Source organism: Flavobacterium sp. CF108, from assembly GCF_900129795.1.
In the GTDB taxonomy this organism is placed as follows: Bacteria; Bacteroidota; Bacteroidia; order Flavobacteriales; family Flavobacteriaceae; genus Flavobacterium.
In genome coordinates, this window is record NZ_FQWW01000003.1 from 600,936 (window position 1) to 613,539 (window position 12,604).

Below are 12,604 nucleotides of genomic sequence, written 5' to 3' on the forward strand. Positions count from 1 at the left end.
CAAAATTTCAAGATTGATCTGGAATTTTGCACGGCTGATAATATTTCGCCCATTTGCTTCCCGTTTTTTTAAAACATGGAGAGTTTTGGTACTGAAATGTTTCGGAGCAAAAATAGATTGGTCGGCGCATGTGTATGCTTCCGTAAAAGTATGGGCGCCGTGGAATTTAGAATTGGGCAAAAATTCCAGTTTAGGCCCTAAAGTCGATTGTTATAATCAGGGAAAAATAAGCATTGGCGATAATACTATAATATCTCAAAAAGCCTATTTGTGCGCCTCAACCCATGATTATACTAAAAAAGATTTTCCTCTACTATTAAAACCAATTACAATAGGAAACGGAGTATGGATTGCTGCCGATGCTTTTATTGCGCCGGGAGTTTCTGTAGAAAATTATTCGGTTATTGCCGCCCGTTCCGTAGTTATTAAAGATGTTGAGGAAAATTCCATAGTAGGAGGAAATCCTTCCAAACTAATAAAATTTAGAAGCTTTGAATAAAATTCCAATTTCCGTAATCGTTTCTGTCAAAAACGAAGCGCAGAATTTACCCTTATGTCTGGATAAATTAAAGCGATTTTCACAACTAATTGTGGTCGATTCAGGCAGTACTGATGATACCATAATTATTGCAAAAGCTATGGGAGCCGAAGTATTGCAATTTCAATGGAATGGTAAATTCCCTAAAAAACGCAATTGGGCATTGCAAAACGCAAACCTTCTTAACGAATGGATTTTGTTTCTCGATGCCGATGAATTTGCTACAGATGAGTTTGTCAACGAAATAGAACATAAAATTCAGGATCCCATTTATAACGGTTTCACGATTCGTTTTGAAAACTATTTTATGGGAAGAAAACTCAAGTACGGATATGGGTTTCAAAAATCGGCACTATTTAAGAAATCAAAAGGGGCTTACGAAAAAATCGAAGAAGATTTATGGAGCCATTTAGATATGGAAGTGCATGAACATCCTATTATCGAAGGTAAAGTAGGCGTTATCAAAGCAAAAGTGGTTCATAAAGATTTTAAAAATCTGGAACATTATATAGACAAACACAATGCTTATTCTAGTTGGGAAGCCCAGAGATATTTACAAATCAGGAAATCTAAAAACACGCTTTTATCCTTAAACCAAAAAATTAAATACGGACTTCTTAATACAGGATTGCTTCCTGCGGTTTATTTTTTTGGAGCTTATTTTTTAAAGCTGGGTTTTTTAGATGGAAAAGAAGGATTTTATCTGGCACGTTTTAAGTCACATTACTTTTTTCAAATTCAAACAAAAATTGATTTAATCAAAAATAAATAGAATTATCATGAAAAGAATTTTGATAACGGGAGGAGCCGGATTTGTAGGTTCACATTTATGCAAAAGATTATTGAATGAAGGAAACGAAGTAATTTGTCTCGACAATTACTTTACCGGAACCAAATCGAATATTATTGATTTAATCGATAATCCGTATTTTGAAATGGTGCGTCACGACATAACAGAACCTTATTATGCTGAGGTCGATGAGATTTACAATTTGGCTTGTCCGGCATCTCCGGTACATTACCAGTACAATCCAATTAAAACCATAAAAACATCGGTTATGGGCGCAATCAATGTATTGGGATTAGCAAAACGCGTTAAGGCAAAAGTGCTCCAAGCCAGTACAAGTGAAGTTTACGGCGATCCTTTGGTACATCCGCAAACCGAAAGTTATTGGGGACATGTAAACCCAATTGGAATTCGTTCTTGTTATGACGAAGGAAAACGCTGCGCCGAGACTTTGTTTATGGATTATCACAATCAAAATAAAGTGGCCATTAAAATCATCAGAATTTTTAATACCTACGGCCCAAACATGAACCCGGCAGACGGAAGGGTGGTTTCGAATTTTATTGTTCAGGCATTGCAGGGAAAAGATATTACCATTTTTGGAGACGGTTTGCAAACGCGTTCGTTTCAATATGTCGATGATTTAGTCGAAGGCATGATTAGAATGATGGCTTCAGATCGTGATTTTTTAGGCCCTGTAAATCTGGGAAACCCAAACGAGTTTACCATGCTGGAACTGGCGCAGGCCATTATTGAACTGACAGGTTCATCATCAAAAATCATTCATCTTGGTTTACCGCAGGATGATCCTAAACAAAGACAGCCGGATATTTCTTTGGCGCATAACAAATTAAATGGCTGGAAACCTCAAATAGAATTACGCGAAGGTTTGACTGCTACAATCGAATATTTTGACCAATTATTGCTAAATCAGGCAAAGCCTTCTTTTTCTCAATTTCCTTATTAAGGAAATAATATAAATAATTTTCAACTTAAAACTTTGACTTTTAGGGGTTTTAACGACAATTGAGGCGGTTCATCGAGAACTTTTTTTAGTAGAAATCTTTTGTTTTAGTTTTATATGGAAATTATGTAACATTTTTATCTTAAAGTATAATTGCTGATGAAAATTACCATAATTACAGTATGTTACAATCGTAAAGCTACGATTGAAAAAGCGATTCAAAGTGTGCTTTCACAAAATTACCCTGATATCGAATACATCATTATCGATGGTAATTCTAAAGATGGAACACAGGAGATTATAGAATCTTATAAAGATCGAATTTCCAAATATATTTCAGAGCCTGATAAAGGAATGTATGATGCCATTAACAAAGGTTTTCAACTGGCAACAGGAGATGTAATTGGTTTAATGCATTCTGATGATGAGTTTTACGATCGAAAAGCGATTTCAAGAATTGCGGCCCGTTTTGAAAATGATAATACTATTGACGGAGTTTACGGCGACGGAATTTATGTCTCCAATGATAAAGAGGAACGTTTAATCCGCGATAGAATAGGAGGCGTTTTTAGTCTCAAAAGAGTTAAAAAAGGATGGCTGCCCCTTCATCCTACGGTTTATTTAAAAAAAGCTGTAATAGATAAACATGGTTTATACAACCTTGATTTTAAAATAGCATCAGATACCGAGTTTCTGCTCCGCTATTTGTACAAGCACAAAATTAATATGAGTTACATCGATGCCTATATCGTAAAAATGAGAATGGGCGGCATGAGTACCAGTTTAAAACGTGCTTTTGAGGTTTTATACGAAGACTATAAGATTTATAAGTTTCACGGTCTGGCAGCAATATTTGTTGTCTTTCTTAAAAAAAGTATCGCTTTGAGGCAGTATATAGTTCATTAATAAAAGGATAAATATTGATCGATCAGTATTTTTTTCATCATAGTGAACATAGGTCTTAAGCAGATTTATTTCAATAGAATTTAGAGTAATTAAAAAACACTAAAATATACTACGATGAACATGAAGAAAATTTTACTTCCGATATTTTTATTGCTTTTATTAATGCTTCAGTCTTGTACCACAAAAAAAGAAATGCTGTATTTACAAGATTTAGACAGCTATGCAAACTCGACTTTAGTTTATACATCGACCAAAATACAGCCTAACGATATTTTAAAAATTGATGTAGGAGATCTTAATCCTGTGGTAGCCGCGCCTTTTAATATGAATGTGGGAACTACCAACGGACAAACTTCTGTAGAAATGATGAAATTATCAGGTTATTTAGTAACTCCGCAAGGAAATATCATGATGCCTATTTTAAATGAAGTGAAAGTAGGCGGCTTAACGCCAACTAATGTTGAACAGAAAATAAAAGAGCGTTTAATAGGCGAAGGTTATTTAGTAAATCCTACCGTTCAGGTTAGAGTTCTCAATAATAAATTTACCATTTTGGGAGAGGTAAATTCACCCGGCGTAATCCCTTTTAGCGAAGAATCTATCAGCTTGCTCGACGCCATAGGACTGGCAAAAGATTTAACCTATTCTGCCGTTCGAACAGATATAAAACTGATTAGGGAAGTTGACGGAAAACGTTTGGTTTTTCATATTGACCTAACCACAGCTTCCTGGATGAACAACCCAAATTTCAGAATCAGGCAGAACGATGTTATTGTGGTTGAACCTAATAAACTAAAAGCAAACAGCGGTGGTTTAATCAAAGATCCTATACAGGTTTTGGGAATAACAGCTTCTCTTTTAGCCGTCGTTTTACTTATAGCTCAGTAAAAATGAGCAGTTTGAAATTATGATTATTGTTACGAATTCTGTTGTATAATTAATTGAATAATTATGGATTTTAAAAAAGAATTTTTAAAGTATCTCAAGTTTTGGCCTTGGTTCCTGCTTAGTTTAATTTTATGCGTAGGTGCAGCATTCATTTTTATTAAAATAGTGCCGCCAACGTACCAGACTTCGGCTATGATTTTTTTGGATAAAAAACAAGAAGACAAAACGAAAATAATAACCATTAGTACCGATCAAAAAAATAACGAAGATAATTTAGACGATGAAATCAGATTGATTACATCCAACGAGTTTTTGCTGGGTGTAGTAAAGAATTTGAAACTAAATGTGAGTTATTTTGAGAAAGTATATACCACACAAAATAATGCTGTTAACGAAGTTCCCTTTGTTTTAAAACTAACGGTTTCCAGAGATTCTTTACCTCAGGTTTCGTATGAAATTAAAATAGACAAAGGAGGATTTATTATAACCGATCCTGTTGCAGAAAAAAAATTCCGTGTGAATGGATATGATGGAAAAGAAGCGGTATTCGGTCTGCCATTTAAAATTAGATTAGCCTCAAAAGCAAAGAAAAATGCATCGTATTATTTTGATAAAGAATATAAAGTAAATCTGGAACCAACAGATGCTGCTTTAAAAGAATTAAAATCATCACTTATTGTTTTATCCGATGAAAAATCAAAAGGAACAATCGAACTAAATCATATCAGTTCTGACCCTGTACGTTCACGAAAAATATTAAATGAAATTATCGTTTTACTGGATAAAAGCATTGTAATCAACAAACAAAAAACGTTTACCAATACGGTTACTTATCTAAATCAAAGGATAAAAAGTTTTACTAAAGAAAAAGATTCTATTGAAAGTGTAAAAGAAAAATATCTGCAAAACAATGAAATAGCCGTAATGGACAATTATATTGCCGAAAAAACTGCCGACAGAAGTCAGAAAACGGAAAGTTCCTTACTCAACGAAAAACAAATTTCACTTGCCAATTATGCCATTAACGATATCAGAAAAAGAGAACCCGGACAAACTTTAGGCACTAATTATAATTTAGAATCATCGATCGTCAATCAAATGCTTTTAAATTATAATACAAAGCTCATGGACAGTGAATTAATCCTGCAGAGAGCACAAAAAAACAATCCGGCTTATATTACTTTAATGACGCAGTTAAGAGTTTCAAAACAAGAAATATTGAATTCTTTAGAAGGGTATTTAAACTTTCTGAACCAAAACAATATCGTCAATAAAACTCAGGAAACTATTGCGGCTTCAAAAATTAAAAACATTCCTACGCAAGATAAAATATTGGGTAACATCAATAGTAATCTTAGTATGAAAGAAGAAACCTATGTAGCATTATTACAAAAGAAAGAAGAAGCAGTTTTAAACGGAGCAATTCTGGAATCCAATTTAAAAACCTTAAACGCACCTGAAACAAATTATTCAGCCATATTTCCTCAGCCTAAATCCTTTATGCTGGGCGCGTTTCTGTTTGGTTTACTGCTTCCTTTTGGGATAATATATGTTCGTTTATATCTGGATACCAAAATACATAACGAAGAAGATATTCAAAAAGTAATTACCAATATTCCTATTTTGGGACACATTCCTAAAATAAATACCAGCGAAAAGTTAGAAAATACAGCGACTTCTCATTCGTTAATAGCAGAGGCAACGCGTACTTTAGTTTCAAACATTCGCTATTTACTGCACAAAAAAAAGGAAGACAAAGGAAATATAATCCTGTTTACGTCTTGTATTCAGGGAGAAGGAAAATCCTTTTGTGCCTTTCATAATGCGGTAACTATTAGTAATCTCAATAAAAAAGTATTACTAATTGGCGTTGATTTAAGAAATCCTCAATTGCATGAATATTTCAATATCAATAAAAACGTATCAGGTCTTACCAATTATCTGGCGAATAAAAATGATGACTGGAAAGAATTCCTGCAAAAAGACACTAATTATTCTAAAAACCTTGATATTCTGCTTGCTGGCGAAGTTCCTCCAAATCCTTCTCAATTAATCACCAACTCTAATTTTGAAGCCTTAATTGAAGAAGCAAAAGACCTGTATGACTTTATAATATTAGATACCGCTCCGGTACAAATAGTGTCTGATACGCTCAATTTTAGTCATTTGGCAGATGTTACCGTATTTGTTGTAAAATACGATTATACAGATAAGAGCAATTTAGTTCAGGTAAGTAATTTTATTAAAAAAGAGCAATTAAGGAATGTTGGTATTTTGATCAATGCCGTAAATATGAAAACGGCATACGGATATGGTTATGGCCGAAACTACGGTTATCAGTATCAGGAATTGAAAATAAAAAGACCTTGGTATAAAAGAAGTCTTAGAATAAAAGAAGCCTAAGTTATATTTTTCTCCGCCGCAAATTCACCCCAAATAATAAAAGCACATTTATTAAAAAATTAAAGAGTGAACAATGTTTCAAAAAATAGTTCTGTTGATATTGCTTTTCGTTATTGGTGTTGTTTTCTATTTTTCCTGGCTCCCCGATCCTAGTTTAAGAACCGAAAGTTACCTGCCAAGATGGCTTTTAAACTGGAGTAATCATTATTACAATCTGCGTACTGCTGTCCCTTTTTTAGCCGTTGGTTTTCTGTTAGAAGCATATGTACAGCAAAAGAGCCCGAATGAAACAAATCAAAGCAAAAATTTAAACTTTATACAAAACATAGGCATCGCTGCCATAATTGTTTGTATAGCCGAAGGAGGACAGTTTATAGTTCAAAAAAGAAACCCCGATATAATGGATGTTTGTTATGGAATTATAGGAAGTATAGCAGGAGGATTGTTTTACAATTTATTCAAAAAATTTAAAAAATGCGAAACAGACATAAATTTACCTTCATAATCTGCTGTGCAATTGCAGACATGATCGCTATGATACTTGGTACTATAGTGTTCCTGAATTTTGCAAGCGAAGAGAGGATAGGCTGGAATGCTTTGCTTTTGGATAAAATGATTCCTATTACAATTTTAAGCTGGTTATTCTCGGTAACTTATTTTCAATTGTATCGAATAGATGTTCTTTTTAGTCTGGAATATTTTTTTCGCAACAGCTGGCGTGCTTTTTTTACACAAAGAATCTTGTGGCACAGTTATATTTTTATTTTTCAGGATAACGTTCTTTACTTTTTTGGAAGTAGGGCTAATTTGTTTCAATTGAGCTTTTTACTGTTCTATTTTCTGCTGTCCAGAATTTTATTTACACTGGTAATAGGAGAAATTAAAGGATGGGTTTTTAAACAATATACAGTTGCCATATGGGGTTTCAATAAAACGAGTATTGAGTTAGCTTCTCATCTGGAAACCAATTCTTTTTTTATTCAATTTTTGGGTATTCTTAATGAAAATTCAACTGCAGATTATAAAAGCAATGAAGAATTTAGTGAAGCACTTTCTGAAGCCATTCATAACGCATCCAGAGATCATATTAATGAATTATACATTGTATCGAAGCCGGATTTTATTTCAGATTTAAATTATTTTTTTGAGCTTGGTGATAAATACTGCATGCGCTTGAAGTTTGTCCCTGACTTTTCATCCATATCAAAAAAACATTTTAACTCCAGTCATTTAAATAATTTCCATGTTATTAAGCCTCGTTTTGAGCCGTTGCAAAATGCCTATAATAGATTGATTAAACGAATATTTGATATTATTTTCAGCCTTATGGTGATTGTTCTTATCATGTCCTGGCTTTATCCTTTATTAGCTATTTTGATTAAAAGACAGAGCAAAGGCCCGGTTTTATTTAAACAAATGCGAACAGGCAAAAAAAATGAACCTTTTTGGTGTTATAAGTTTCGAAGCATGTATATGAATTCCGGCGATGAAAGCCAGCAGGCCAGAAAAGGGGATTCGAGAGTTACGCCAATTGGAAAATTCCTGCGAAGGACAAGTTTAGATGAAATGCCCCAGTTTTTTAATGTTTTGATGGGAAATATGAGTATTGTTGGGCCGCGCCCGCATATGATTAAACACACAACAGATTACAATTGTCATATCAATAATTTTATGGTTCGCCATTTTGTTAAACCAGGAATTACAGGATTAGCTCAGGTTTCAGGACTTAGGGGAGAAACCAAAAGAGTAGTCGACATGAAACGCCGCGTTACTACAGACATACAATACCTGCAGCGCTGGAGTTTAATTACAGATATTAAGATTTGCTTGTTAACCGTTATTGTGACTCTGAAAGGAGATAAAAATGCTTTTTAAATTTAAAAACTAGAAATTATGGACATTACTAATTACTTTATTGGTGTACTCACAGGAGTTTCTGTGACAACCTTTTTTATTGGAAAAGAATGGTATAGATATTATACTAAATACACGATTCAGCAAAAACAACTCGACAGGGTTTTGAAATTGAATGATAAAATAAAAAAGCTAAAAAGCTTAAGTACCGCAGATACACCAAACCTTAACGCAGGTATTTAAGATTTTTTCTAATTTGCAATTGAACTCAAACACTTACTTACAGCTTAAAAAGAAAACAACAAGCCTTTTATTTTTTTATGAAGTAAACATCTTCGTTGATTTTTTGATTCTTTACTAATATTTTTACCAAGAACCACCTACAAATAAACTGCACTCAAAAGTTTACACGATTTATAAACCAAATAAGATAAAAATGAGCTCGATATTTATTGGGCTCATTTCCTTTTACATTTATCTTAATTCCTCATTGTTGTACTACCTTTAGACACTCTTTAATTTCTTGTTTTAAATATCCTTTTATCTTTTAAATTTCATGATATAAAAGTGGCTCTGATTTTATATTCCAAAGAAATTTTCTATCACTGTATTATTAAAATATAATTTATTTATAAGAAAAGTTAAATGCTAATTCTTAAGAGATGATCAGAAAAAAAAGAGTTTTAGTTAGGGACAATAAAGGGATTTTTTTAAAAATGTTTAAAAGAAAATTTAAAAATGACTTTGAATTTTCTGAAGACTCTTTTTTATTGAAAAACGAGAATAAATCAAACCAATACGATTATTCTGTATTTGTAATCTATGAGTATTCGGAACTCGTAGAATTTTTCAAATTAGAAAGTATAAAAGCAAATTTTATGGTTTGCCTGTTTAGTAAACACCTTTACAATAGCATGTCATTAATAGGCGAAATCAAAGGCTTATTTTTAATAGATGCCTCAAAAACCAAAATAGAAGTTTTACAGGATTTAAAATTCAATTTTAAGAAATCCTCCAGCCACATTCCAAAATTACCGGATAAGAAATTTGTAATATCCAACATGATCGAAAAACAACTCGAAATACTGCAGAGAGCCCTGTATTTTATGATGTAAATAAACCACTAAAAGCTAAAAACCATCCGCCGGCGCAGATGGTTTTTTTATTATTTCTAACAACAATTTTTAACTAATTATTTACGCTTCGCCATTTGCTATTGCAGTAAGTGCCGAAATAGAAGGCAGAAGCAAATAAGCCGTTCCACGGGTTACCACAAATTGAGGCAGAGGCCCATCGATAACAATGTTGTTTCCATCTTCCATAGGAATCGTAAAATTAGGATCGATATTGCCCGGTAGAGGCACAATACGATTCGCAACCAAGGGATCTTGCGGCGTATTTTCGGCAGGATCAAAAACATTGCTGAAATTATTCAGGTTAATCCATCCGTAAAGCGTTTCAAACTGACTGCTTAAATCGCCACAAAGAAATAAACCAATCAATCCGCGGTCTGCTTTAGGATCAATTGATAAAGGCGGACCATACGGCATTCCTCGTCTTATAATACGCGGCACAGTATCTGAACCAGCTACTTCAACACCTTCATCACGTGGATTTGATACTCTTGTATGTGCAGAAAACGGACATTTAAGCCCTTGCATATCATCTTTTAAATAACCAAAATCAGTAGCTTTAGAAGTATCGTGTTCCGGTTTGTCTGGCGAAAGTACTAATGGAGAACCATTTCTCCATCTTCCGCACATTTTCGCAGCAAGCCATTCTTCTGCATAATCCTTCGTGTTTTTAATTTGCGGTGCAATCGATTCTGCCTGTGTATCAAGAAAGTTATTAAAAGCTTCAACATCCTGATACAAAATTCGAAACGCATTATAACAGCCGTTTTTAGCAAAAGCAGCTTCCGGCCCTGAAAGTGGCCCCGGAATTGGATTTGGAAGCGTACTGTAACCTATTAAAAAGTTGTTGAGGTCTTGCTGATCTTTTCCCGCAGGATTATCATTCAAATTAGGTTCATCAATTGAATCCCTGTAGCGAAAATGAATATAATCGGATGGCACTAATAGATATTGTTCTAATCTTCCGCTTTCAGACTCTAATGGTTTCAACTCCGTAACCATTCCGTTGCTTTTCAGGGCAGCATCAGTTATAATGCCTACAATTTTTTCCTGTGCCGTTGGGTTCATTGCATACGCATGCACCACACAATGCACATCTTCATTGCTGAATTTTTGATTCCACCATTGATCAGGTGCACCTGTGCCATAATCTCCTAAAGACTGCTGTGCATTATTGACATCCCACGGGCCTTTTTTAAACGTAGAAGGAAAGCTGGAGTTTTGAACATTAAGACTTGGTTTTACAATTTCAATTCCGTTAGCCGTAAGACCTATATTCAACATGATTTCAGGTTTTAAAGCGCCCCAGTCTTCTGCACTTTGCAGGTATGGAAGCAAATCCTTAAAAAAATCCTGAATATATTTTAAATTAGAAATGTCGTTATCGAATTTAAAAAGCATATGTACAGAACACGGATGCGTATAACCGTTTATGATAAGGCCTTGTATATCGCTTAATTCTGGTGCTGCAGCCTGAGGTGTTTGTGTATAATTCATAAGATTAAGTTTTGGGTTAAAGAAAAAAACAGCCGGATCAAATGACACAGCTGTAATTATGAATACTTTTTCTTATTTATTATTTAGAAAACTTAGCTACAATTTGCTTTACAGATTGTGGATAAGCATAATAAAGATCCTGAGACTGGCTAAGATTACGTTCATTAATAAAATTAGAGAAAATCGTATATGTAATATCGTCCGGGTTAGTTGGGAAATCTGCCGGTTTGTTTGCCCATAAGGTAATAACTAAAATAAATGCGGCTCTAATAGTAGTCGAATTATTAAAAAATGCTTCTAAGTAAGAATTCATATTTCCGTCAAATTCTGTAATAATTAAAATTCCCGCAATACCTTTTCCGTCAGTATTAGGTACAAGGGCAATTCGTGCATAATGCACAATCGCCATTTTATCCAGAGAAGCTTTTGTTATAGGATTATTAAAATTTTCATAAGCTGTCTGAGCTGTTGCCTGTGCTTCATCAGTTTGATAAATAGGAACATACATTGTTAATGGATTCACGGTTTGCATAATAGATTCTGTTTTTGGATTTTGCTTACTCTTTGTTCCCGTTTTCAGCATCGCGGGTAATTGAGGTGATTGAAGCCGAAATTACTCGAGATAGAAAAGGCATTAGGAAAAAATGACACCAAACGGGAATTATCAGTCATAAAAGAGACTTTATGCGGGATATTTCTATGATTAAGTTTATTGGGTTAACTCTTGTTTTTATTGCGTTAATACCATTAATCGAGACAGAGTACATTTAATTATTAAAAATACGCCTCAACTTAAATTATAAGAATGTACTTTAAATACCTATTGACTTGTATCGTTTTGTTTTCAATTAATGCAAATTCACAAATTGTAGAAGAAAAAAAGAATTTCCGCGCCGCAGATTCACTGTTAAAAGAATCCAGTTTTTCTGTTCACAGAGACAATTATTTTTTAACCGGCGTCCCCGTAAATGAAGCAATTACCCGAAATTCTGCCGACGTAAAATACCAGATCAGTTTTAAACTGCGATTAACATCAAAACCCTGGGTAGGCGGTTTTTTCCCTTATTTAATGTATACCCAAAAAGCATTTTGGGACATTTACGCCAATTCAAAACCATTTTCTGAAATCAATTTTAATCCCGGTTTTGCTGTTGTACGTCCGTTTTATTTAAAAGGAGGAAGGCTGACTTACGGAACAATTTCCTTAGAACACGAATCAAACGGAAGAGATTCTATTTATTCCAGAACCTGGAATATGCTTGCTTTTTCATTAAAATCTCAGGTTTCTCCACGATGGACAGTAGGAATCAGAGGATGGATTCCGCTTGTTGATAAAGAAGATAATCCCGAACTGACCAAATATGTGGGTTACGGCGAAGCCAGTGCAACGTATCAAATACAACCCGGACGCTGGAGTGCCGACATTTTGTTTAGAAAAGGAAGCGGTCTTATCAATTATGGATCTTTGCAGACACAGGTAAACTGGAAACCATTTAAACATGAAAACTATTATCTCACGCTGCAATGGTTTGTAGGTTTTACCGAAAGTTTAATTGATTATCAGGAACACAAAAGCATGGTACGTTTAGGATTTACGATCAAACCTGAAAATATGGGAATTTTTTAAGGCAAAA

The 12,604-nt window shown here is 34.0% G+C and carries 13 protein-coding genes; 11 read left to right on the plus strand and 2 right to left on the minus strand.

The window, feature by feature from the left end:
• Window positions 1-85: 85 nt before the first annotated feature.
• From BUE10_RS11305 to BUE10_RS11350, 10 genes are all read left to right on the plus strand, one after another.
• Window positions 86-499: a putative colanic acid biosynthesis acetyltransferase gene (locus BUE10_RS11305; RefSeq protein ID WP_234984734.1), complete on the plus strand. Its 414-nt coding sequence runs from the start codon at window positions 86-88 to the stop codon at window positions 497-499.
• Window positions 492-1,310 carry a glycosyltransferase family 2 protein gene (locus tag BUE10_RS11310; protein ID WP_083598045.1) on the plus strand — a complete coding sequence of 273 codons (819 nt, stop codon included), beginning with the start codon at window positions 492-494 and terminating at the stop codon, window positions 1,308-1,310. The genes BUE10_RS11305 and BUE10_RS11310 overlap by 8 nt, the downstream gene beginning before the upstream one ends.
• A gap of 7 nt (window positions 1,311-1,317) precedes the next feature.
• Window positions 1,318-2,292, plus strand: coding sequence for a UDP-glucuronic acid decarboxylase family protein (locus BUE10_RS11315; RefSeq protein WP_177178035.1), 975 nt, complete (start codon window positions 1,318-1,320; stop codon window positions 2,290-2,292).
• A gap of 156 nt (window positions 2,293-2,448) precedes the next feature.
• A complete protein-coding gene (locus BUE10_RS11320) occupies window positions 2,449-3,195 on the plus strand; it encodes a glycosyltransferase family 2 protein (RefSeq protein WP_053470211.1) in 747 nt (248 codons plus the stop codon).
• 114 nt (window positions 3,196-3,309) lie between these two features.
• Window positions 3,310-4,083, plus strand: a complete 774-nt coding sequence (locus tag BUE10_RS11325) for a polysaccharide biosynthesis/export family protein (RefSeq protein WP_083598047.1) — start codon at window positions 3,310-3,312, stop codon at window positions 4,081-4,083.
• 63 nt (window positions 4,084-4,146) lie between these two features.
• Entirely contained in the window at window positions 4,147-6,486 is a 2,340-nt protein-coding gene (locus BUE10_RS11330; RefSeq protein WP_073485119.1) for a polysaccharide biosynthesis tyrosine autokinase, read from the plus strand.
• A gap of 73 nt (window positions 6,487-6,559) precedes the next feature.
• Window positions 6,560-6,991, plus strand: a complete 432-nt coding sequence (locus BUE10_RS11335) for a VanZ family protein (protein ID WP_073485121.1) — start codon at window positions 6,560-6,562, stop codon at window positions 6,989-6,991.
• Entirely contained in the window at window positions 6,961-8,361 is a 1,401-nt protein-coding gene (locus tag BUE10_RS11340) for an exopolysaccharide biosynthesis polyprenyl glycosylphosphotransferase (protein WP_073485123.1), read from the plus strand. The genes BUE10_RS11335 and BUE10_RS11340 overlap by 31 nt, the downstream gene beginning before the upstream one ends.
• 18 nt (window positions 8,362-8,379) lie before the next feature.
• The gene (locus BUE10_RS11345) at window positions 8,380-8,583 is read left to right on the plus strand and encodes a hypothetical protein (RefSeq protein ID WP_053470206.1); all 204 of its coding nucleotides are present in this window, start codon (window positions 8,380-8,382) and stop codon (window positions 8,581-8,583) included.
• 473 nt (window positions 8,584-9,056) lie between these two features.
• Window positions 9,057-9,455 (plus strand): hypothetical protein, encoded by a 399-nt coding sequence (locus BUE10_RS11350; RefSeq protein ID WP_123959181.1) that lies wholly within the window; start codon window positions 9,057-9,059, stop codon window positions 9,453-9,455.
• A gap of 81 nt (window positions 9,456-9,536) precedes the next feature.
• Here the strand turns inward: BUE10_RS11350 and BUE10_RS11355 are convergent, their stop codons facing one another.
• Window positions 9,537-10,970: a Dyp-type peroxidase gene (locus tag BUE10_RS11355; protein ID WP_073485125.1), complete on the minus strand. Its 1,434-nt coding sequence runs from the start codon at window positions 10,968-10,970 to the stop codon at window positions 9,537-9,539.
• A 79-nt stretch (window positions 10,971-11,049) separates the two neighbouring features.
• The gene (locus BUE10_RS11360; RefSeq protein WP_123924567.1) at window positions 11,050-11,502 is read right to left on the minus strand and encodes a hypothetical protein; all 453 of its coding nucleotides are present in this window, start codon (window positions 11,500-11,502) and stop codon (window positions 11,050-11,052) included.
• 273 nt (window positions 11,503-11,775) lie between these two features.
• Between BUE10_RS11360 and BUE10_RS11365 the strand changes: the two genes are divergently transcribed.
• Window positions 11,776-12,597: a phospholipase A gene (locus BUE10_RS11365; RefSeq protein WP_073485129.1), complete on the plus strand. Its 822-nt coding sequence runs from the start codon at window positions 11,776-11,778 to the stop codon at window positions 12,595-12,597.
• Window positions 12,598-12,604 lie beyond the last annotated feature (7 nt).